This is a genomic window from Marinitoga aeolica, from assembly GCF_029910535.1.
In the GTDB taxonomy this organism is placed as follows: domain Bacteria; phylum Thermotogota; class Thermotogae; order Petrotogales; family Petrotogaceae; genus Marinitoga; species Marinitoga aeolica.
Genome location: NZ_CP069362.1, coordinates 2,282,446 through 2,305,932, shown reverse-complemented (window position 1 = coordinate 2,305,932; position 23,487 = coordinate 2,282,446). Strand labels below are relative to the sequence as shown.

Sequence of the window (23,487 nt, the reverse complement as noted above, 5' to 3'; positions counted from 1 at the left end):
TCCTTCCTATATCTTTTCAATAGCACCAAATCTACATGTTGCATAACAAGCGCCGCATTTGATACATACTTCTTGATCTATTTCATGAGGATTTTTAATTGATCCGCTAATAGCTTCAACAGGACAAACTCTTGCACACGCTGTACAACCCACACATTTATCTTTATCGATTTTATATGTAATTAAATTCTTACATACACCTGCTGGACATGTTTTATCCAATACGTGAGCTTTATATTCATCTTTAAAATAATGCATTGTAGATAATATTGGGTTAGGTGATGTTTGTCCTAAACCACATAATGCAGAATCTTTTATAGTTTTTCCTAAAATTTCCATTCTTTCTAAATCTTCCATTGTTGCTCTACCAGATGTAATTTTATCAAGTATTTCTAATAATCTTACATTTCCTATTCTACATGGGGTACATTTACCACATGATTCTTCTACAGAAAATTCAAGATAAAATTTTGCAACATCTGGCATACAGGTATTTTCGTCCATAACAATCATACCACCAGAACCCATCATAGATCCTAAAGCAGTTAAAGTGTCAAAATCTATCGGTGTATCTAAATATTCAGCTGGGATACATCCTCCAGATGGCCCACCAGTTTGAACAGCCTTGAATTTTTTATTATCTCTAATTCCTCCACCTATATCGAATATTACTTCTCTTAATGTTGTTCCCATAGGAACTTCTACAAGACCAACATTATTAACTTTACCGGCTAAGGCAAATACTTTTGTTCCTGGTGATTTTTCTGTTCCTAAGCTTCTGAACCACTTTGCTCCTTTTAACATTATTGGAGCTATATTTGCAAATGTCTCAACATTATTAATAATAGTTGGTTTTCCCCACAATCCTTTATTTGCTGGAAACGGTGGTTTTGTTCTTGGCTCACCTCTATAACCTTCTATAGAAGCTAATAATGCAGTTTCCTCTCCACACACAAAAGCTCCAGCTCCCAATCTAATTTCTAAGTCAAATGAAAAGTTTGTTCCAAATATATTTTCTCCTAATAACCCATATTCTTTCGCCTGTTTTATTGCATTTTTTAATCTTTTAACAGCTAATGGATATTCAGCTCTTATATAAACATACCCTTGATTTGCTCCAATAGCATAAGCAGCTATCGCCATACCTTCTATTACAGAATGTGGATCTCCTTCTAAAACCGATCTATCCATAAAAGCTCCAGGATCACCTTCATCAGCATTACATACTACATATTTTATCTCTCCTTTAGCTTTTTGAGCAAATCCCCATTTTAATCCTGTTGGAAATCCACCTCCACCTCTACCTCTTAATCCTGATTCTCTTATTTCCTCAACAACTTCTTCTGGAGTCATTGATAATGCTTTAGCTAATGCTTGATAACCATCATTTGCTATATATTCGTCAATATCATCTGGATTAATTAAACCAGCATTTCTTAATGCAACTCTTATTTGTTTTTTATAAAAAGGCATCTTTTTAGATTCATCAATTTTTTCTTTTTCAGTTGGTTCTACATATAATAATCTTTGTACTTTTCTACCTTTTATTATATGTTCATTTACTAATTCTTCTGCATCCTCTGGTTTAACTCTAACATAAAAAGTATTATCGGGTAAAAATTTAACTATAGGTCCTTGTTCACAAAAGCCAAAACAACCTGTTCTAACTATTTGTACATCATTTTCCAATCCATTTTCTTTTACCAATTTTTCCATATTGTCTTTTATTAACTCACTCTTTGAAGAGGTACATCCCGTACCGCCACATATTAAAACATGATATTTATATGATGACATTTTTATTCCCTCCTTACTCGTTAATTGATTTGTGAGTTTCCCCTATAATCGAATCTTGCAATAACTCTCCATTTAAAATATGCTTTTCTATCAATTCTCTAGCTTTATCTCCTTTTATTTTTCCATATAATATCGGTTCTTTTCCTGGTTCATTAACTTCCACAGTTGGTTCGGCATGACAATAGCCCATACAACCTGTTTGAATAACTCTGATATTATCTAAACCTTTTTCCTCTATAGTTTCCATTAATTTTTCAAAAGTTTCTTTCGCACCTGCTGCAATTCCACATGTTCCCATGGCAACTTTTAATGTAATAACATTTTCTTTATCGGCAACTTTTCTCAAAAATAATTTATTTTTAGCAGCTTCTTTTTGTTTTAATAAATCTTCCAAACTTTTAATTTTAGGCATAAAATTCCCTCCTTATTTATCCTTTTCTCTATATTCTTTTATTAATCTTTTTACATCTTTAGTAGTGAGTCTTCCATGAACTTCGTCACCAATCATAACAACTGGTGCTAATCCACAAGCTCCTACGCATCTTACAGCATGAATACTAAATAATCCGTCTTCAGTTGTTTCATTTTCTTTGATTCCGAGTTGTTTTTTAAATTCTTCTAAAATATCTCCAGAACCCCTGACATAACATGCAGTTCCTAAACAAATATTAATAGGATATTTCCCTTTTGGTTTCATACTAAAAAAGTTATAGAAGGTAACTACTCCATATACATCAGATGCATGAACATCTAATTTTTTAGCAATGATTTTTTGAACTTCAATAGGCAAGTAACCAATTATTTCTTGAGCTTTATGTAAAACATGAATAAGATAACTCCTTTTGGTTACTTTGTCTTTACCTTCTAAATTCAATGAATCAATATATTCTTCTACCTGCTTAAATTTAGTTTCAAGTTCTACGGACATTCCGTTCCCTCCTTGACAAATGATATTTTTATTCTATATACAAAAATTATATATATTGAATATATAGATATTTTTTTCACAAACTATATTAAAAAAAGTTTAATTGAATTTTAAATACGATAATATTTATCCGATTTAGATACTTTTTTCACAATCTCACAAAAACATATTAAAATGAAAATTTTTTCATATTTATTATAGTATATTATGATTTAATTTAATATGTGAAATATAACGAATACGAAAAGAAAACATTAACTTTACGTAAAACAAGCCATATAAAACTACTTTTAGATTAATAATAAATTTTTTCTTTGCTTTTTATTTCGCTTTCTTCACAATCTTTAAAAAAAATTTACAGGTTCAGTAATAATCCCCATAAATATAATATCATAATATTCTTTTCCAATATATGCAGCTTCTCTTCTTTTACCTTCTTTAATAAATCCTAACTTTTCATATAATGAAATTGCTTTAGAATTATTAGAAAATACTTCTAATTCCAATCTATGTATATTAGGATTTTCTATGCACCAGGTTATATGATTATTCATCATTGTTGTTGCAATACCAATGTTTCTAAATTCTTCGAGTACACTTATACCTAATTTTGCAGTTCTTTCTAATCTTTTTCTTTGGATATTCCAATATATATCACAATTGCCTATTATTTTGTCATTATATTTTGCAACCAAAACTCTTAAGCCAAATAGATTTTTTGAAAGATCTATAATTTTTTCAAAATCCTTTGTAGTTTTATCAAATTCACTTAATTGCGTAGCTAAAGTTTTGTTGTTTTGCAAAACCCGCTCATAAAATTCTATTATATTTATTGTATCATTTTTATTAGGCATAGTTATGAAAATACCTGCACTATCTAACCTATATAAGGTAAATTTTTTCTCTCCTGAATAATTCTTATTTAATAATAAATTTTTAAAATTTTTTTGATTGGAATATACTATAATAATAAATTCATCATCAACAAAATTTGAAATATCATTTAACATTTGAATCATTAAATTAATATTTTCCACATCAAAAAATGTAAATTCAACTATATTATCTTTTAATATATACAGGGAAATTATTTCATTATTTTGTTCTAAATATCTGATCTTATATCCTTTTTTATAAAAATTTATTAAATCCCATATTGTAAAAGGTATAAGAGATTTTTGGGCAAGTTTTAATATAGAATAAATCAATTTATTATCTGGATAAAAATCTACAAACGATTTAATTTTTTCTTTTTCTTTTTTCGCTCTAAAAATGTATAATTCTCCAATATCATTCATATAATAAAATTCATTCTTTACTTCTGAAAAGAAGTATACATATCTCTTTGGTATTTTTATAATAGATTCTAAAATTTCTCTAAACTCAGATTCACTTTTTACTTTAAAAAATAAATCTCCTAAACGATTTTTATAAATTACTATCCCCCCTGAATTGAAATGCTTCTGCAATATCTTCTATAGAAATATCGGTATTCCCTTTTAAATCAGCTATTGTTCTCGAAACTTTTAATATTCTATTTATACCTCTACCTGTCATTTTAAATTTTCTTGCTCCATTTTTCAAAAATTCTTCAACTTTTTCTTCTAATATTATATATTTTTTTACCTCTTTTTGAGAGAGTTTTCCATTTAATTTCCCTTGTCTTTTTATTTGTATTATACTTGCATTTTCTACTCTTTCTCTTATTTTTTCTGATTTTTCCCCTGGTGAATTGTCAAACATTTCATCTATTTTTACTCTTGGAACTTTTATTTTAATGTCTATTCTATCACTGATTGGACCTGAAATTTTCTTATTATAATTAGTTATCTGATTTAGTGAACACGTACATTCATGTTCTGGATCACCATAATAACCACATGGACACGGATTTTGTGCAGCAACTAACATAAACTTTGCAGGATAAGTTGCTATTAATTTTGCTCTAGAAATTGTCACAATACCATCTTCCATTGGTTGTCTTAAAGCTTCTATTACATCTGTTCTAAACTCCGGAAATTCATCTAAAAATAATACTCCATTATTTGCCAAACTTACTTCTCCAGGTTTAGAATCACTTCCACCACCAATTATAGAAGCAGTTGATGCAGAATGATGAGGTGCTCTAAATGGTCTTTTATTAACTATTTTATTTAAATAACCATATATGGAATAAATTTTTGTTGATTCTATAATTTCATCATGTGTCATTTCAGGAAGAATAGAAGGTATTCTTCTGGCTATCATTGTTTTTCCAGATCCTGGACTTCCTGTCATTAATAAATTATGAAATCCTGCTGCTGCAATTTCAGCTGCTCTTTTAGCAAAAAATTGCCCTTTTATTTCTGAAAAATCCAGTTGTTCTTCTTTTTCTTCATAAAAATTTTTAGTGGGATTTGCTTTATAATTTTCTTTTTCATTTGGATGAAGAATTTTTATTATTTCTACTAAATTTTCTATCACATAAACTTCATTATTTTCAATAAATATAGACTCTTCTTCATTTTCTTTTGGTATTATGAATTTAGCATTTTTGTTTTTATGGGATATATCTAATAATAATAATGTTATACCTGGAATTCCTCTTATTTCACCATTTAACCCTATTTCGCCAAAGATATAATAATCATCTATTTCATAAGAGATTTGTTTTGATGCTAGTAAGATAGAAATTGCAATTGGTAAATCAAAGTGTGTCCCTTGCTTTTTTATATTACTTGGAGCTAGATTAACTGTTACATTACCGTTTGGAAAAGTAAACCCAGAATTCCTAATAGCACTATAAACTCTTTTTTGGCTTTCTAAAATCGCAGTATTTGGCATTCCGACTATTTTAAAAATTTGTTGTGTAGCTTTTGAATTTATATCAACTTCAACTATTATATTTTTTACTTCAAATCCAGAAACATATGCGCTATTTACTCTGGAATATTTCACCCCAATCCCCCTTTACTGCATTATAATTTAGTAAAAAATTCTTCTATAATCTTTATTGTTTTATCAATATCAGATTTTTTTATCCAATAATGCGTAACAAATCTATATATTCCTTCTTCTGGTGGATTTATTTTTATACCATTATCTTTCATGAATGAAATAAAATCTTCATCTTTAAATTCTTTATTAATTTTGAAAAATACCATATTGATTTCTACTTTTTCAATAATTTCTATAAAATCAAAATTACTTAATTTTTCAGCTAAATATTTTGCGTTTTCATGATCTTCATGTAATCTAAATCTCATTTTTTCCAATGCAACTATTCCCGCAGCAGCTAAAATTCCAGCTTGCCTCATTCCACCACCCATTATTTTTCTTCTTTTTTTAGCTTCATCAATAAATTCTTTATTACCTACAACAATAGACCCCACTGGAGCACATAATCCTTTTGATAAACAAAAACTTATAGAATCAGCATATTTTGCAATTTCTTTTGGATCAACATCTAAGGTAGTGGCAGCATTAAATATTCTTGCACCATCTAAATGTATTGGAACATTATATTTGTCAGCAATTTTTCTTATTTTATCAAAATTTGATAAAGGTATAACTCTACCATTAGAATGGGCATTTTCAAGACAAATTAATCCGGTTTTTGGAAAATGAATATCTTCTATTTTTCTGATTTTGCTTTCAACTTCTTCTGGAGGTAAGGCACCTCTATCTGATTTTATAGTTCTTAATTGAACTCCAGCAATAATTGAAGAAGCTCCAGCTTCATGTTGAACGATATGACAATCATCTCCGACAATTACCTCATTGCCTCTTTCGCAATGGGAAAAAATAGATAATTGATTACCAAATGTTCCACTTGGAACAAAAAGTCCTGCTTCCTTACCAAGAATTTCTGCAGCCATACTTTCCAATTTCTTTATAGTAGGATCTTCATCATATACATCATCTCCAACTTCTGCTTCACACATGGCTTTTCTCATTTCTTCAGTTGGTTCGGTAACAGTATCACTTCTTAAGTCGATAAATTTCATATTATCCCCCCATTTATTATAAATCTAATATCAAATATTTTTTTATTGCTTTTTTTACTTCCTCAAAAGTTTTTTCATCTTTAACTTCTATTGTGTGAATATGTATTCCTTCTGATAATTCCAATAAAGGAGTAGCATGTGTAGTTTTTAATAGGCTCATAAATTTTATTACATCATTTACAGTTTTTACATCTATTCTTCCTTTTATTTCGCCATATAAAGGATGTTCTACAATAACATCTAAAACTGTTCCGCCAGCATTAACAATAGAAAAGAGTTCATCCTCAATTTCATTAGAAGAATGTTTTACTGCTATCATTTTTCTGATGCCTTTTTCTCTTTCTAATATATAACCATCTCTTGTAGAAGCTATTTTATGTCCTTCAGTTTTTAATTTTGAAATATACTGAATGATCATTTGTCTGCTTACGCCGATTTTTTCTGCTAATACTTTTCCTTTTATAGGCTCTTCAGAATCCATTAATATTCTTAATATCTTATTTTTCTTTTCCATGATACACCTCATAATATAATTCTTTTTCCAAACCATTAACAAAACTTTCTACAATTTTTGCTTTTTCATTCGCAAGCTTTTTTGCAGTATCTGTATACATTAAATCTTTTAATTTTAAAATTTTTTCATAAAAATGTTTAATTCTTTCGTCTAGGTTGCCACCATTTCTATGCATAAAAACCCTGGAAATTCCAATATATCCTAACGCATCTAATTTATCTGCATCTTGTAAAATTTTAGCTTCTAATGTTTTTGGAATTATATTATTGCTAAATCTATGCGTTTTAATACAATACGAAACATCTTTGTATTTTGAGTAATTAATGCTTTTCAGATAAGCTTCGGCTCTTACCGCCCCCTCTAAAGCATGATCCTTTATTATTCCTTTTAATTCATCTGGTCGTGCTATATCATGCAAAAGAGCTGATAAAACTACAACTTCAACATCTGCATTTTCTTTAATAGCAATGAGTTCAGAGGTTTTGGTCACTCTTAAAATATGCCCAATATCATGAGTATGATCATATTCCAATTTTTTTATATAATTAAAGACTATACCTATGTAATCCATATATTTCCCTACATTCTAATTTAAATTTATTTTAATTATAACATATGATTTTAAAAAGATGAAAATCTATATAAATTAATAAAAGTTTTCCTGTTTGAAAATAATGAGTTATAAGAAATTACGGTTAATTAATTCGTAATACTAAGTAAAAATAATGTCTTTTTTAGTTTATATATGTTAACATATATTGTATAATACTAATGAAACTTTTTTCATAGGGGGGGATATATTGAGAATTCAAGAACATCCAATTTTAGATTTTAAAAAAGGAAAAAAAGTAAAGTTTTTTTTTGAAAATCAGGAAGTTTGGGGATATGAAGGAGAAACTATAGCCGCAGCATTGCATGCACTTGGAATTTGGGAATATAGAGAAGGATTAAAAACTGGAAGACCAAGAGGACTGTTTTGTGCTATAGGTCATTGTTCTTCATGTTTAATGGAAGTTGACGGTGTTCCAAATACAAGAATTTGTATAACTCCAGTTAAAGAAGGTATACAAGTTAGAAAACAACTACCAAAGGGTGATTTAATTGAAAAACTATGATATTTTAATAATTGGAGGAGGGCCTGCAGGAATAAGTTCAGCATTGGCAGCTGCTAAATTAAATTTAAAAGTAGCTTTATTTGAAGAAAAAGAAATTTTAGGGGGTCAATTAGTTAAGCAAACACATAAATTCTTTGGTTCAAAAGATGAATCAGCTGGAACAAGAGGAATATATATTGCACAAAAATTAATTAATGAAGTTAATAATAAAGATAAAATCGATGTATTTTTGAATTCTATGGTTCTTGGATATTATGAAGATGGTGTTGTTACTGCTTTAGTTAAAGAGAAAATGGAAAAATTTAAGCCAAAGAAAATTATTATAGCAACTGGAGCATTTGAAAAATCATTACCATTTGAAAATAATGATTTACCTGGCGTGTTTGGTGCCGGGGCTGTACAAACATTAATGAACGTGTATGGAATATTACCAGGAAAAGAAATATTGATGATTGGTTCAGGAAATATCGGATTAATAGTATCTTATCAACTTGCTCAAGTGGGAGTTAAAGTAAAAGGTATTGTAGAAATTTCAGAAAAAATAGGTGGATATTTAGTTCATGCTTCAAAAGTAAGAAGATTGGGAATACCAATATATACAAAACATACTATAGTTAAAGCTTTAGGTGATAGAAAAGTTAAAGGAGCTATAATTGAGAATGTTGAAACTAAAGAAAAAAAAGAAATATCTTGTGATGTAATATGTTTGGCTACTGGATTAATGCCACTTTCTGATATCTTGAATCAAATTAATTGTAAAATGAAATATATACCAGAATTAGGTGGATATGTACCTGTAAGAGATGAAAATATGAAAACAACTGTAGAAAATGTTTTTGTAGCTGGTGATTCTTCTGGAATAGAAGAAGCAACCGCTGCAATGCTTGAAGGAGAACTAGCAGGTTTATACGCATCATATGAAATAACCAATACTTTTGATAAAAGAATTAATGAAATTAAGGAACATTTAAAGGAACTAAGAAAAACTTCATCAAAAGTAGTAAGTGGTTTAAAAAAATTAAATTTATATAAAGATTTTATTGTTGATTCACAAAAAGATTTAGGAAAGTTACATAGGACAGGTGTTCCTGAAAAAGAAATGATAGAGAATATTATTCCAAAAGATAGTAATAGATTCGCAATAATGGAGTGTTTTCAAAATATACCATGTAACCCATGTGTTGCAAGTTGTCCAACTAATGCTATATCAATGGATTCATTGAATGGGATACCAAAATTAGATGAAAAAAAATGTATAGGTTGTGGAAATTGCGTAGCTGTTTGTCCTGGATTAGCTATTTTTGTAGTGGATAAGAAAAAAGAAAGTGTATTATTACCTTATGAATTTTTACCTGTGCCCGAAAAAGGTGAAATGGTTGAAATCATGGATAGAGAAGGTAATTTCTTAGAAAAAAATATAGTGTTGAACGTTAGAAAAATGAAAGATAAAACCAATTTAATAGAAGTAAAAGTTTCAAAAGAAAATATTAATAATGCACGCCACATAAGGGTGGTGATATAATATGGATGAAGAAAAAATTATTGTCTGTCGATGTGAAGATATCACATTAAAAGAAATTAGAGATTTAATTCATGAAGGTTATACCACTGTTGAGGAAATAAAAAGGGTTTCAAGGGCAGGAATGGGACCTTGCCAGGGAAAAACATGCGGCCCAATTATTGCGAGAGAAATTTCAAAAATAACAGGTAAGCCAATAGAAGAAGTATATAAACCAAGTAATAGACCACCTTTTGGAGGATTATTCTTTAAAGAGATTGTAGGTGAAAGTAATGAAGAATAAAGCTTCAATAGTTGTTATTGGTGGAGGTATTACAGGTGTTTCTATAGCCTATAATCTAGCGAAAGCTGGTGTCAAAGATATAGTTTTATTAGAAAGAAAATATTTAGCTTATGGCGCTACAGGAAGATGTGGAGCAGGAGTTAGACAACAGTGGGGGACAAAACAAAACTGTATATTAGCAAGAGAAAGTGTGAAAATCTTTGAAAATATAAAAGATGAATTAAATATAGACATCGATATTGAATTCAAGCAAAAAGGATATCTTTTATTAGCTTTCACCGAAAAAGAATGGAATCAATTTCAGAAAAATGTTCAATTACAAAATTCGCTTGGGATAAATTCAAAATTATTAACTCCAGATGAAGCAAAAAATATAGTGCCATTTTTAAATACTGACAACTTATTAGGTGCAGCTTATTATGAAAAAGATGGTCATGCTAATCCGTTTTTAACAACTATAGCTTATGCTAAAGCTGCTGAAAATTTAGGTGTGGAGATAAATAAAGGAGTAGAGGTATTGGACATTTTAGTAAAAAATGGAAGAATAAAAGGTGTGTATACAAATCATGGATTTATAGAAACAGAAAAAGTGGTTAATGCCGCTGGTGGATGGTCCCAGAATATTGGAAAAATGGTTGGGATTGATTTACCTGTTTACTCTGAGAGACATGAAATTTTAGCTACAGAACCTGTCAATGAAATACTTGGGCCAATGGTTATGTCATTTTCATATAACATATATTGCCAACAAACTCCCCATGGTTCATTTATTATGGGATATGGTCCGAAAGAAAGAACAACAAGTTTGAGAAGTAGTTGGCAGTTTTTAGAAAGTATGGCTCAAAAAGTAACTCGCTTACTACCACCTACCAAAAATTTAAGAGTTGTGCGTCAATGGGCTGGATATTATAATATGTCTCCTGATCATCAACCCATTGTTAGCAAATGTGAGGAAATTGAAGGTTTTTATTTAGCAATAGGATTTAGTGGTCATGGATTTATGCTGGCACCTGCAGTAGGCATTTTGATGAAAGATATTATTTTGGAAAAAAAATTATCTTGGGATGTAGTTTTAGATATTGGCAGATTTAAACGCAATGAAATTATTAAAGAACCATCAGTAGTTTAAGGGAGGGATATGGTATGTTTAATAGTATTTTTGTGATGGAAAGGCCAAAAAACGAACCTATTTTATCTTATGCACCTGGTTCAAAAGAGAGAGAAGAATTAAAAGAAAAATTGGGGGAATTATCCTCTAAAGAAATTGAAATTCCATTAATAATTGGAGGAAAGGAAATAAAAACTGGTAATTTAGGGAAATGTGTAATGCCCCATGATCACAATCATATACTTGCCCATTATCATATGGCAGGAGAAAAGGAAATTAAAATGGCTATCGATGCGGCTATAAAAGCAAAAGAAGAATGGGAAAATTATTCATATATTGATAGGATATCTATATTTTTAAAAGCTGCTGAATTATTATCAACTACTTGGAGAAGCACATTAAATGCTGCAGCAATGCTTGATTTAGGGAAAAACGTTTTCCAAGCAGAAATCGATTCTGCATGTGAATTAATAGATTTCTTTAGGTTTAATTCATATTATGCAACTAAAATTTATACAGAACAACCACAATCTTCAAAAGGTATTTTAAACAGAATGGAATATAGAGCTTTAGATGGCTTTATTTTTGCTGTACCTCCATTTAATTTTGCTTCTATTTCTGGGAATCTACCAACAGCTCCAGCTATTATGGGAAATGTTGTTTTATGGAAACCTGCTTCTTCAGCAGTATATACTGCATATCATATAATGAAATTGCTTCAAGAAGCAGGATTACCTGATGGTGTAATAAACTTTATTCCAGGTCCTGGTTCTAAAGTTGGAGAGATAGTATTTTCAGATCCTAATTTTGGTGGTGTTCATTTTACGGGTTCAGTTAATACATTTAATTCAATGTGGGAATCTATTGGTAAAAATATTAGAAATTATAAATCTTACCCTAGAATCGTGGGAGAAACTGGTGGAAAAGATTTTGTTATTGCTCATCATACGGCAAATAGAAAAGCTCTTATTACTGCATTAATAAGAGGTGCTTTTGAATATCAAGGGCAAAAATGTTCTGCAGCATCAAGAGCATATATTTCAAAAACTGTATGGGAAGATATAAAAGATGAATTGATTGAAACCACAAAAAATCTAAAAATGGGAGCTCCTACAGACTTTTCGAATTTTGTTAATGCTGTGATAGATAAAGCTGCATTCAAAAAAATAACAGGATATATAGAATATGCAAGAGAAAATGCAAAAATCCTTGTTGGTGGAGAATATGATGATTCTGTAGGTTATTATATTAAACCAACAATAGTTTTAACTGATGATCCACATTTCAAAACAATGGAAGAAGAAATTTTTGGCCCTGTTTTAACATTATATATATATGATGATGATAAATATGAAGAGGTTTTAAAATTATGTGATCAAACTTCTCCATATGGATTAACCGGTTCTATTTTTGCGCAAGATAGAGAAGCTATAAGAAAAGCTGAAAAAATATTAGTTCATGCAGCAGGTAACTTTTATATTAATGATAAACCAACAGGTGCTGTTGTAGATCAACAACCATTTGGAGGCTCAAGAGGCTCTGGTACAAATGATAAAGCAGGAAGTTATTTGAATCTATTAAGATGGACATCAGCAAGATCTATAAAAGAAAACTTTAACCCACCTGAAGATTATACATATCCATTTATGAAATAATTTTATATTATTCTCCAAAGCCACCTTAAGGTGGCTTAATTTTTTTAGTAAGGATTTTGTAATATTCGTATATTATAATACAAAAAACTACCTATATAGGGAGGGATAATGTGAAAAATAATATGAATATGAACAATATGTCAAAAATGATGATGATTCAGGAAAAATTAAAATCTTTACCAGAAGGTATGAAATCAACTTCGAATAGGTATTGGTGTGCTACATGTAAAAAGTTTTTTAGATTAAACGAACCTAAATGTCCTTATATGACAAATATGTGTATTAATACACCAATTGCTGTAGAAAATTTGTCTGCAGAATCTCCCGAAGCTATAGAAAAATTTGGATTATATTATCCAAAATTACCTCAAAAATTTATGTCAAAATTAATTAAATCTGTTGATGAATTAGGGAAAGCTTTTGCAAAAGCTTATATTAAATTCTTAAATGATTGGAATATAAACTATGCAAATCAACCTATTCAAACCATAAAAAGTTTTATAATTATTTTAAGTGGATGCGAAACCGCTCAAAGAATAAATAATAAAGAGGTAGCTTTTATAATTATGGATCCAGAAAAAGTATGGGAAAATAAAGAAATACTAAAAAATATAGTAATCGACAGTGTAAATTATTTAAAAGATCTTCTTCAATTGGATAAAAATATTACAATAGATTTTATAAATATTTTTGGTGAGATGAAGATTGGAAAATATTATTGTGCTAAATGTGGTATGTTATTTGAATTTGGTAAAGAAAGAGAAAAAGTAACTTGTCCATTAATGCCGCAAAAATGTATGTTTGATCCACAAAATATTAAAAATACTAATTTTACCTTTGAGGAATTAGAAAAAATGTATAAAATAACTCCTGAAATTTATGCCAATTTCATCAAAGAATTAGAATTTAAAAATGGCAAAGACATACTTAACCAAATTATAAAAGATGATTGGAATTTAGAGGTTACTTCAGAAAAAATATATGAATATCTTGGAATAATATAAAGTTTTTTAAGAGGTGATTTTATGTTAGATACTCCCCCTATTGAAGTAATGGAATTTTTTAAAGCACCTATTGAAAAAGTATGGGAAACTTTTGTTAATAAGAATGGTTGGGATCCATGGTTTACAGATGGGATGAAAATGGAATTAATCCCTAATGGAAAAATATATTTCAGATGGGAAAGATTAACTTTAGGTGAAGTTGTAAAAGATACAGGATATATTGTTGATATTATAGATAAAAAGAAAATATCGTTTTGGTGGTATGAATATGAAAATGGTTATAGGAGTAAAGTTGATATAGAATTTACAAAAGGTGATGAAGGAACTTGGATAAAAATTTTAGATTATACTCAAATATTTGATATTAATGAGTTAAGTATCAAATACGGGTGTGCTGTAGGATGGGGACAAATGATTACTTTAGCGAAAACATATATAGAAAAGGGAATAATCATTATTTGATTATTCCCTTAAATCAATTTCCTTTTCGAAGTATATAATATTATTTTTATATGAAAATAATAAAGGATGTATTTTTACACCAGTTCTTTTTGCTTCTATTAATTTTTTTGAAAATTCCGGATCAGTTTCCCAATTTGGAGAAAAAAATTTTGCTTTAGAAAAAATCAAAAAATATACATGGGTTTCATAGCCCATGTTTTTTAATTCAATTAATTCAGATAAATGTTTTAATCCTCTTTTGGTTGGCGCATCTGGAAACAAAGCAATATCATTTTTTGACAAAGTGCAGCCTTTTATTTCAATCCATATATTATTATCTGCTAAAAAATCTATTCTACTATTGTTATATTTTACTTCAGCTTTTAAATCTTTATATTTTTCTTTTAGTATTTTTTCGGCAATATATCTATGATACATAGAATTTACTAAAACGTATTCATTTCCCTTTTTTGCTGCAATTAAATCATACTTTGTTTTTCTTTTAGGATTATTCGCATTTTTAATAAAAACATTGTTTCCTGGATATAATAATTCTTTTAATCTCCCAGGATCATGAACATGGACATCTTCAATTTCATTATTTATTTTAATTTTAGCCAAATATCTATTTGGTCTTTCTATAAAGATTCCTTTGATTGTTTTCCCTATACTATAAATTTTCATATTATCACCACAACAATTATAACATATAAACTAGCCTTTTCTAAATCTTTAGAAAAGGCTAGTTTATCATATTTATAAATTATTTTATATGCTCTTCAATATATGTTTTTATATCTCCCATGTATATATTGTATTTTTCAGCTAAATCTTTCAATGCTATATTCAAATCTTCATTCTCTGAAATATTGAAATTCTTCAAAAACGCATCAAAATCATCAATATTATCTTTTATTTCTTTTAATGTTGTTTTGCCTTTTACTATGAATTCTGTTGTTTCATGTTCATCAGTAACACTATTGTTTATTGATTCTTCCGTTATTTCAATGGCTGCTTCTTGTTCAGGCCAATATCCACTAATTAAATATGCTATAAACCCAGGTTTAGTTTTCTTTATAATATCTCTAACTGTCATATTTTCTATTCCATCTATTGATTTTAACTCTTCTATTTCATTTATATCTTTTCCAAGGTAATTAACAAATTCTAAAATAGGTTTATCTATGTATCCCATAAACGTTCTGATACTTTCTGGAGAAACTATTTCTAATTCCTCATCCAATCCCATCATTTCAGATAAATCTTTTAATTTTGCAGTTGTTATTATTGTTCTTGGAATACCAAAAGATTTATAAAGTTCTTCTTTAGATATCGGATAATGATCTATAATTTCCTGAATTGTAGATGATCCTCTAATATCGTTTATATCTTCATATGTCTTTATTCTTTCAGTAATAAAATTTCCCGTTACATTTGCAAATAAAATAACACCTAAAAATATAAATAATACTATAAATGAATATGTCCATTTGTTAAGTATCTTTTTGCTTTTTTCTGGTTTAGATAATATCGGTCTAACTTGTAAAGTTAATTTTTCACTGTCATTCACTGGACAGGCTTCAACACATTTCATACATCTTATACATTGAGGACTATTAAGTGCATTTTTGTTAGATACAACTATCCCAACAGGGCAAGCCTTGTCACACAATCCACAATCTATACAAGTTTCTTTTTTTCTTTTTATATTGAAAATACTAAATGAATTAAAAAGTCCATTTATTGCTCCTAAAGGGCATGCATATCTACAAAATGGTCTTTCAACAAATAATGATAAGCCAAGAGTTAATAAAACCGAGATATAACCTGTAATAGCAATTTCATCTGTCCATATATTAAAAAGATTATAATATGGATCATAAGGTTCAAATATTAATTTGCTTGTTCTTGCAGTTTGAATAATAATAATAGCTAAAACGATATATTTTAAATAACTTAAAATTTTATCGAGTTTAACAGGAACTTTATTATATTTCTTTTTAAATATTGTTTTACCTAATTTCCCAAACCATTCTTGAACCGAACCCAATGGACATATCCATCCACAAAAAGATGCTCCTGAAAATAATAATAATCCTAATAATGCAAATAACATAATAAATACTGATTGATGTAATTTACTTACATAATCACCTGTCGAGAAAAACGTATAAAGATTTACTACACCACCATAAGGACATAAAGTATGAAGACTTGCAACCCCAAATAAGTTTAATTCAGGATTATTTTCTACTAAATAATGTCCTACACTAACATAAATGACAAAAATGACGAAAGCTATTTGTACAAAAAGCCGTAATTTTTGTAAAGAACTCATTTTTTTCATTTTTTCGCCCCCTTATCTATATATAAATTAGTGTTGATATAATATCATTCTTTTCTTAAAAATTCCTTAGAATTTAAATTTATGATATAATGAAAATATAAATACCATTTCAAGGGGGTGTATTATGGCCGATATTATTGATTACAAAATAATAGGTGATGACATGCAATTAGTGGAGATAGAATTAGATCCTGGGGAAGGTGTTCGTGCTGAAGCAGGAGCGATGATGTATATGGAAGATGGAATAGAAATGCAAACAACAACTGGTGGTGGTTTTTTCAAAGGTTTAAAGCGAATGTTTGTAGGAGAAAGCTTTTTCATAACAAATTTTATTAATAGTGGCTCTGGGAAAAAACACGTTGCATTTGGCGCACCATATCCTGGTAAAGTAATTCCTATTGATTTAATCAAATTTGGTGGGGAATTTATATGTCAAAAAGATAGTTATTTGTGTTCAGCAGCAGGAATAGATATTGAGATTGCCTTTACTAAAAAAATTGGTGCTGGATTATTTGGTGGTGAAGGATTTATTTTAGAAAGATTAATCGGTGATGGTTTAGCTTTTGTCCATGCTGGAGGTATGATTATTGAAAAAAACTTACTTCCTGGAGAATCATTACGCGTAGATACTGGCTGTGTTGTCGGTTTTTCAAACACAATAGATTATGATATTCAGTTTGTAGGAGGTTTTAAAAACGCCTTATTTGGAGGAGAAGGTATTTTTTTAACTAGATTAACTGGTCCTGGTACAGTATATTTACAAAGTTTACCATTCTCTAGACTTGCTGATAGGATTTATTCGGCTGCACGATTTAAAAATCAAGGTGAAACTAAAGGAATAGATGGTATAGGCGGCAGTTTATTGGGAGGATTATTCGGAGGAGATAATAAATGGTAGATATAGAAGAAAAAATATTCGAATTTTTAAATAATATTGAACTTGATATAACTCATGATTTAGGTCATATTAAAAGAGTTACATATAATGCTAGGAAAATTGCAGAAAAAGAAGGAGGAAACATTGAAATAATTACCTATTCAGCTCTTTTACATGATATATCTAAAAAAGATGAAGTAGATGGAATAATAAAAGACCATGCATTAGAAGGAGCGCACAGAGCAGAAGAGTTTTTAAATAAATATAATTATAAAAATTCTTCAGATGTTGCATTTTGTATTGCAAGTCATAAATTAAAAAGGACTGATATTTTAGAAGCTAATATTTTAATAGATGCTGATAAATTAGATTTATTAGGATATACTGGATTAGCAAGAATATTAATGAATAAAAAAAGAACATCTTTGGAAGAACATTTAGAATATATAAAAAATAAAATTTTTAAAATTCCTGAAAGCATGAATACTGAAACTGGGAAAAAAATTGCACTTGAAAAAATAAAAATTATAGAAGAATATTATAACGGAATAAAAGACGAAATAAAAAATACCTATAGGTGAATTACCTATAGGTATTTTTTATTTCTTCGACTATATCATCTGAAACCATTCCATATATACTTAATCCTTTTTTTACTCTATTTCTAATGTCCGTAGATGAAATTTCAATTAAAGGGGAATCCAAAAATATATGTGGTAAATTATAATTTTCAAATTTTAATCTTTCTGAATATCTTTTATAGACAACTAACGTTACTTCATCTATTAATTGTTCCCATTTATACCATGTATGAAAATTAATCAAAGAATCTTCTCCTATTAATAGATATATATCATCATTATATAGTTCTTTTAATTTCAATACTGTTTGATAAGTATATGATGGTTTAGGTAAATCATTCTCTATATCAGAAACTGTAAATCTCTCTTTTGGAAAAGTAATTTCACACCATTTTTTTCGTAATTCAAAATTTGCAATATTTTTTTCTTCTAATTTATGAGGTGGAATCACTGCTGGAATTATTAAAAATTTATTAGGTTTTAAATAATCATATGCATATTCTGCTATTATCCTATGCCCAATATGAGGTGGATTAAAAGATCCTCCATACAATACTATCATTATAATCACTCCATATATTCAAATGCGAAGTTTCCCAAATAAACCGTATCTCCTTCTTTTACCCCAAGATTTTTTAATGTTTTTTCTAACCCACTTTTTTCAAGAATTTCTAAAATCTTAATTCTTGCATCTTTTTGATCGATTGGATATTTTTTTAATAAAATTTCAACATCTCTGCCCGTTATTTCATAAATTCCTTCATCCCATTTTATAATTTCAAATCTAACTTTTTTAGGTACTTCTATATCAACAGGTTTAACATTCAATTTAATTTTTTCAGGTGCATTTTTCAGAGACATTAATATTTCTTTTTGTCTATCTATTCTCATATTTCTAATATTCTCCCATACTTCATTGAGTAACTTATTTATATTCATTTTAGTAGCAGCGGAAATAGGAATTATTTTTTTATTTAACTTTTTTTCTAAATTCAATATTCTCTTATTTAATTCCTCTTCATCTAATAAGTCTGCTTTATTCGCTGCAATTATTTCTAATTTTTTAGCTAATTCCGGAGAAAATTTTTCTAATTCCTCTCTAATTACATAATAATCATCTTCCGCTTTTCTACCTTCGCTCTCTGAAATATCTACTATATGAACTAAACAATAGCATCTTTCAACATGTTTTAAAAACCTATCTCCAAGACCTACGCCCTCATGAGCTCCAGGAACTAAACCAGGAATATCTGCAACTACAAATGAATTCCCATCCCCCATATTAACAACACCTAAATTTGGTATTAATGTTGTAAAATGATAATTTGCAATTTTAGGTTTTGCATTAGATATTACAGATATTAGAGTAGACTTCCCTACGTTTGGGAAACCTATAATCCCAACATCTGCTAATACTTTTAACTCTAGTTTTAAAATTCTTGTTTCACCTTCAACACCTTTTTCAGCAATTGTTGGTGCTTGAACTTTTGAATTTACAAAATGTATATTACCTCTTCCACCTTTTCCACCTCTTGCAACTACAACATATTGATTTGGATATTTCAAATCTGCAATTAACTCATTTGTTTCATAATCATAAACTAACGTTCCCACTGGAACTTTAATTATTAAATTTTCACCATTTTTGCCATGCATTTTTTTCCCCTGACCATTTTTACCATTTTCTGCTCTAAACTTTTTTTTGTATCTAAAATCAGTTAGTGTATTCTTTTCAATAGAAGATACAATTATAACATTTCCACCATCTCCACCATCTCCACCATCTGGTCCACCTTTAGGAACGAATTTTTCACGCCTAAAACTTACTACACCATCTCCGCCTTTCCCTCCGAATACAGTAATAATCGCTTCATCAATAAATATATTTTCACTCATTTTATCGCCTCCGTTTTGATTTTTTAATATTTTCGGTGTATAATATAATCTATGGAGGTGAAAATATGGCTATCATAAATGTAACAAAAAACTCTTTCTTAATTGCGGAAAGAATACATTCTATTATACCAGAAAAATTTGCACATTATAAGAGGCTAAAAAAAGAACATCAAAATACAACCAGTTTGGTTGATTTAACCTATGGCAAAAGTGTAAGATCAATAATTTTTACAGATAGTGGCCATATGTTTTTATTGGCTCTCCCAGTAGAAAAAATATTTGAAAAAATAAGGAAGGTGAATGAACAATGAGCATGCCTATTCCAGTAGTTGTTGAATCAACAGGTAGATACGAAAGAGCATATGATATATATTCCAGATTATTAAAAGACAGAATTATTTTTTTAGGTTCAGAAGTTAATGATTATATATCCAATTTAGTTGTTGCGCAATTACTTTTTTTAGAGGCTCAAGATCCTGAAAAAGATATTTATTTATATATAAATAGTCCCGGAGGCTCTGTCACAGCTGGTTTAGCAATGTATGATACAATGCAATATATAAAACCTGATGTTGCAACAATATGTATAGGTCAAGCTGCTTCAATGGGCGCCGTCTTATTAGCTGCAGGTGCTAAAGGAAAGAGATTTGCTTTGCCTAATTCAAGAATAATGATTCATCAACCCTGGGGTGGCGCCCAAGGTACTGCAAAAGATGTGGAAATTCAAGTTCAGGAATTATTAAGAATCAAAAAAATGTTAAATAAGATATTAAGCGATCATACAGGACAAGAATTAAAAACCATTGAGAAAGATACAGATAGAGACTATTTCATGTCAGCTGAAGAAGCTCTTGAATATGGATTAATTGATAAAGTAATTAAAAGTAGAAAAGAAATAAAATAATTGCAGGGCGCTTAGCGCCCTGATGTATATTTATTCTAATATAATTTTCATTATCAGGGTGCGAAAGCACCCTGATGTAATGGGAAGGTGATAGCATCAGTAATTTAACTCCAATGATAAGACAATATTTAGAAATAAAAAATGAATATAAAGACTGTATTTTATTATTTAGACTAGGTGATTTTTATGAAACTTTTTTTGAAGATGCAAAAATTACAAGTGAAGCACTTCAAATTACTTTAACTCAAAGAAATGGACATCCTATGGCTGGAATTCCTCATCATGCACTAGATAACTATTTGAAAAAACTTTTAGAACAGGGGTTTAAGGTTGCTATTTGTGATCAAGTGGAAGATCCTTCAACTGCAAAGGGAATTGTTAAAAGAGAGGTTACAAAAATACTTACTCCAGGGACAATTGTTGAGGAAAATATGATAGATGAAAATAATAGATATTCATTATTAATTTATTTAATTGATAATAATAATTATGTGTTTGTAATATTTGATTTTAGTACCGGAGAGTTATATGTAGATTCTTTTAATCTTTCAGAAAATGAAATTTTAGATTTTATATCTTCTTATTCTTTCGTTCAGATATTATTGTCTAGTAACTTAAAAACATTAAAAAATAAAATAAAAAATATATATCCAGCTTTATATGTTGAAGAATTAGATGAATGGTATTTTAACAATAATTTTGAAGATATTTTAAAGGAAAGTTATGAAATTTTAAATATCGACGTATTAAATTTAAGCAACAATGAATTATTAGCATTAGGAGCTGTTTTTAAATATTTAGAAATTACACAAAAACAAAAAATAACCCATTTTTCTTTCCCAAAACATTTTAAAAGTTCAAACAATATGATTTTAGATTCTACTACTATATTAAATTTGGGGTTACTTCCAAATAAAGAAAATAAAGGAAAAACTTTATATGATATTTTAAAGTTTACCAAAACATCAATGGGGGCAAGAACATTACAACAATGGATTTCTAAACCATTAATAAAAAAGGAAGATATTGAAAAAAGATTAGAACTTGTAGAAATATTTAGAAATGATCCATTAATTATGGAAGAATTAAAAGAATATCTAAGTTCTATTCGAGACATAGAAAGAATATCTTCAAGAATATCTCTTTTAAGAGCTACTCCAAGAGATTTAACAGCATTAAAAAATACTTTAGATGTATTGCCATATATAAATGAATTATTAAATATTTTGGGTCTTGATTTATTAAACGAATTACATGAATTAAAACAATTACTTAATAATGCTATTGCAGATGAGCCATCAAATCAAGTTGGAAGTGGAAAAGTTATCAAAAAAGGATACAATAATGAATTAGATCAATATAAAAAAATTTTTGAAAATTCTTCTGAATTTTTAAAAGAAATAGAATCAAATGAAAAACAAAGAACCGGTATTAACAATTTAAAAGTAGCCAGAAATAAAATATATGGTTTTTATATAGAAGTTACAAAAGCTAATATAGATAAAGTTCCGCCACACTATATTCGAAAACAAACACTTGTAAATTCTGAGCGTTTTATAACTGAAGAATTAAGAAATTTAGAGGAAAAATATTCTATTGCAGAAAAAAAGATCGATGAATTAGAAAAAAAACTTTTTAATAACTTAATTTTAAAATTACAAAAATACGTAAAAGAACTTAAGATTTTGTCTTCTAATATCTCAAAAATAGATATTTTAAGGGGCTTTGCAGAGGCTTCAATAAAAAATAATTATGTAAAGCCGGAATTTGATAATGATAATTTCATTATTATAAATGGTCGCCATCCTGTGGTGGAGCAATTTACTGATTTATTTACACCTAATAATATAAAACTTGATAGAAATAAAAGGTTTGTAATTTTAACCGGACCTAATATGAGTGGAAAATCCACATACTTAAGACAAATTGGTATTATTTCTATAATGGCTCAAATTGGTTCTTATGTCCCAGCTGAATATGCAAAATTACCTATATTAAAAAATATTTTTACTCGAATTGGCGCTAAAGATGATGTTGTTAGTGGAAAGTCTACCTTCCTTGTTGAGATGGCTGAAGTATCTACTATATTAAATAATGCCAACGAGGATAGTTTAATCCTTCTAGATGAAGTTGGAAGAGGGACAGGAACAATCGATGGAATCAGTGTTGCATGGGCTACATCTGAATATATTTATCAAATTTTAAAATCATATACTATATTTGCAACACATTATATGGAATTAACAATGTTAAATGATTTTTATGAGGGAATTATTAATAAAAGAGTAAAAGTTTTAGAAACTGAATCTGGTATAATATTTCTACATAAAATTGAAGATGGAATTAGTGATAAAAGTTATGGAATTGAGGTTGCAAAACTCGCAGGAATTCCAAATGAAGTTGTTGTAAGAGCTAAGGAAGTCATGGAAGAAATATCTAATAAAACAGAATTTGAAAATAAGTTAAAAAGCATGAAGAAAATTAAGCAAAGGAAGTTTAACAAGAACAAAAATCAATTAAAACTTTTTTAAA

24 protein-coding genes are annotated in these 23,487 nt (G+C 28.6%); 12 read left to right on the top strand and 12 right to left on the bottom strand.

What is annotated here, in order from left to right; genetic code table 11:
- Positions 1–6: 6 nt before the first annotated feature.
- The 8 genes from nuoF to JRV97_RS10890 all read right to left on the bottom strand — a co-directional run bounded on the left by nuoF (position 7) and on the right by JRV97_RS10890 (position 7,796).
- Positions 7–1,797 carry an NADH-quinone oxidoreductase subunit NuoF gene (gene nuoF, locus JRV97_RS10925; RefSeq protein WP_280998804.1) on the bottom strand — a complete coding sequence of 597 codons (1,791 nt, stop codon included), beginning with the start codon at positions 1,795–1,797 and terminating at the stop codon, positions 7–9.
- 13 nt (positions 1,798–1,810) lie between these two features.
- On the bottom strand, positions 1,811–2,209 hold the full coding sequence (locus JRV97_RS10920; protein ID WP_280998802.1) for a (2Fe-2S) ferredoxin domain-containing protein: 399 nt from the start codon (positions 2,207–2,209) through the stop codon (positions 1,811–1,813).
- A 12-nt stretch (positions 2,210–2,221) separates the two neighbouring features.
- On the bottom strand, positions 2,222–2,725 hold the full coding sequence (locus tag JRV97_RS10915; protein WP_280998800.1) for an NADH-quinone oxidoreductase subunit NuoE family protein: 504 nt from the start codon (positions 2,723–2,725) through the stop codon (positions 2,222–2,224).
- Positions 2,726–3,069: 344 nt separating this feature from the next.
- Complete coding sequence (locus JRV97_RS10910; RefSeq protein ID WP_280998798.1) at positions 3,070–4,194, bottom strand: GNAT family N-acetyltransferase; 1,125 nt, start codon at positions 4,192–4,194, stop codon at positions 3,070–3,072.
- The gene (locus tag JRV97_RS10905) at positions 4,154–5,662 is read right to left on the bottom strand and encodes a YifB family Mg chelatase-like AAA ATPase (RefSeq protein WP_280998796.1); all 1,509 of its coding nucleotides are present in this window, start codon (positions 5,660–5,662) and stop codon (positions 4,154–4,156) included. The genes JRV97_RS10910 and JRV97_RS10905 overlap by 41 nt, the downstream gene beginning before the upstream one ends.
- Positions 5,663–5,682: 20 nt before the next feature.
- Entirely contained in the window at positions 5,683–6,711 is a 1,029-nt protein-coding gene (gene ltaE / locus JRV97_RS10900) for a low-specificity L-threonine aldolase (protein ID WP_280998794.1), read from the bottom strand.
- 16 nt (positions 6,712–6,727) lie between these two features.
- Complete coding sequence (locus tag JRV97_RS10895) at positions 6,728–7,225, bottom strand: transcription repressor NadR (protein ID WP_280998792.1); 498 nt, start codon at positions 7,223–7,225, stop codon at positions 6,728–6,730.
- The gene (locus JRV97_RS10890; RefSeq protein ID WP_280998791.1) at positions 7,209–7,796 is read right to left on the bottom strand and encodes an HD domain-containing protein; all 588 of its coding nucleotides are present in this window, start codon (positions 7,794–7,796) and stop codon (positions 7,209–7,211) included. Before JRV97_RS10890 ends, JRV97_RS10895 begins: the two co-directional genes overlap by 17 nt.
- A gap of 229 nt (positions 7,797–8,025) precedes the next feature.
- On the opposite strand from JRV97_RS10890, the gene JRV97_RS10885 reads away from it, so the two are divergent.
- The 7 genes from JRV97_RS10885 to JRV97_RS10855 all read left to right on the top strand — a co-directional run bounded on the left by JRV97_RS10885 (position 8,026) and on the right by JRV97_RS10855 (position 14,371).
- The gene (locus JRV97_RS10885; protein ID WP_280998790.1) at positions 8,026–8,340 is read left to right on the top strand and encodes a (2Fe-2S)-binding protein; all 315 of its coding nucleotides are present in this window, start codon (positions 8,026–8,028) and stop codon (positions 8,338–8,340) included.
- Positions 8,327–9,862, top strand: a complete 1,536-nt coding sequence (locus JRV97_RS10880) for an FAD-dependent oxidoreductase (RefSeq protein ID WP_280998789.1) — start codon at positions 8,327–8,329, stop codon at positions 9,860–9,862. The genes JRV97_RS10885 and JRV97_RS10880 overlap by 14 nt, the downstream gene beginning before the upstream one ends.
- Before the next feature lies 1 nt (position 9,863).
- The gene (locus tag JRV97_RS10875) at positions 9,864–10,142 is read left to right on the top strand and encodes a (2Fe-2S)-binding protein (protein ID WP_280998788.1); all 279 of its coding nucleotides are present in this window, start codon (positions 9,864–9,866) and stop codon (positions 10,140–10,142) included.
- On the top strand, positions 10,132–11,271 hold the full coding sequence (locus JRV97_RS10870) for an NAD(P)/FAD-dependent oxidoreductase (protein WP_280998787.1): 1,140 nt from the start codon (positions 10,132–10,134) through the stop codon (positions 11,269–11,271). The genes JRV97_RS10875 and JRV97_RS10870 overlap by 11 nt, the downstream gene beginning before the upstream one ends.
- A gap of 14 nt (positions 11,272–11,285) precedes the next feature.
- Complete coding sequence (gene pruA / locus JRV97_RS10865; protein ID WP_280998785.1) at positions 11,286–12,905, top strand: L-glutamate gamma-semialdehyde dehydrogenase; 1,620 nt, start codon at positions 11,286–11,288, stop codon at positions 12,903–12,905.
- Between the two features lie 110 nt (positions 12,906–13,015).
- A complete protein-coding gene (locus tag JRV97_RS10860) occupies positions 13,016–13,909 on the top strand; it encodes a hypothetical protein (protein ID WP_280998783.1) in 894 nt (297 codons plus the stop codon).
- Positions 13,910–13,930: 21 nt separating this feature from the next.
- Entirely contained in the window at positions 13,931–14,371 is a 441-nt protein-coding gene (locus JRV97_RS10855) for an SRPBCC family protein (protein ID WP_280998781.1), read from the top strand.
- Here the strand turns inward: JRV97_RS10855 and sfsA are convergent, their stop codons facing one another.
- A complete protein-coding gene (gene sfsA, locus JRV97_RS10850) occupies positions 14,372–15,034 on the bottom strand; it encodes a DNA/RNA nuclease SfsA (protein WP_280998780.1) in 663 nt (220 codons plus the stop codon). It lies immediately after the preceding gene.
- A 79-nt stretch (positions 15,035–15,113) separates the two neighbouring features.
- Positions 15,114–16,697: a 4Fe-4S binding protein gene (locus JRV97_RS10845; RefSeq protein ID WP_280998779.1), complete on the bottom strand. Its 1,584-nt coding sequence runs from the start codon at positions 16,695–16,697 to the stop codon at positions 15,114–15,116.
- Positions 16,698–16,821: 124 nt separating this feature from the next.
- Between JRV97_RS10845 and JRV97_RS10840 the strand changes: the two genes are divergently transcribed.
- On the top strand, positions 16,822–17,595 hold the full coding sequence (locus JRV97_RS10840; protein WP_407081550.1) for a TIGR00266 family protein: 774 nt from the start codon (positions 16,822–16,824) through the stop codon (positions 17,593–17,595).
- Positions 17,589–18,155 carry an HD domain-containing protein gene (locus JRV97_RS10835; RefSeq protein ID WP_280998777.1) on the top strand — a complete coding sequence of 189 codons (567 nt, stop codon included), beginning with the start codon at positions 17,589–17,591 and terminating at the stop codon, positions 18,153–18,155. The genes JRV97_RS10840 and JRV97_RS10835 overlap by 7 nt, the downstream gene beginning before the upstream one ends.
- A 1-nt stretch (position 18,156) precedes the next feature.
- Here the strand turns inward: JRV97_RS10835 and nadD are convergent, their stop codons facing one another.
- Positions 18,157–18,717 carry a nicotinate (nicotinamide) nucleotide adenylyltransferase gene (gene nadD / locus JRV97_RS10830; protein WP_280998776.1) on the bottom strand — a complete coding sequence of 187 codons (561 nt, stop codon included), beginning with the start codon at positions 18,715–18,717 and terminating at the stop codon, positions 18,157–18,159.
- Positions 18,718–18,722: 5 nt separating this feature from the next.
- Positions 18,723–20,051 (bottom strand): GTPase ObgE, encoded by a 1,329-nt coding sequence (obgE, locus tag JRV97_RS10825; protein WP_280998774.1) that lies wholly within the window; start codon positions 20,049–20,051, stop codon positions 18,723–18,725.
- A 65-nt stretch (positions 20,052–20,116) separates the two neighbouring features.
- Between obgE and JRV97_RS10820 the strand changes: the two genes are divergently transcribed.
- The 3 genes from JRV97_RS10820 to mutS all read left to right on the top strand — a co-directional run bounded on the left by JRV97_RS10820 (position 20,117) and on the right by mutS (position 23,486).
- Positions 20,117–20,362, top strand: coding sequence for a DUF370 domain-containing protein (locus JRV97_RS10820; protein WP_129407880.1), 246 nt, complete (start codon positions 20,117–20,119; stop codon positions 20,360–20,362).
- Positions 20,359–20,955 (top strand): ATP-dependent Clp endopeptidase proteolytic subunit ClpP, encoded by a 597-nt coding sequence (gene clpP, locus JRV97_RS10815; protein ID WP_320415407.1) that lies wholly within the window; start codon positions 20,359–20,361, stop codon positions 20,953–20,955. The genes JRV97_RS10820 and clpP overlap by 4 nt, the downstream gene beginning before the upstream one ends.
- Positions 20,956–21,068: 113 nt before the next feature.
- Positions 21,069–23,486, top strand: coding sequence for a DNA mismatch repair protein MutS (mutS, locus tag JRV97_RS10810; RefSeq protein ID WP_280998770.1), 2,418 nt, complete (start codon positions 21,069–21,071; stop codon positions 23,484–23,486).
- The last annotated feature ends 1 nt before the right edge of the window (position 23,487 follow it).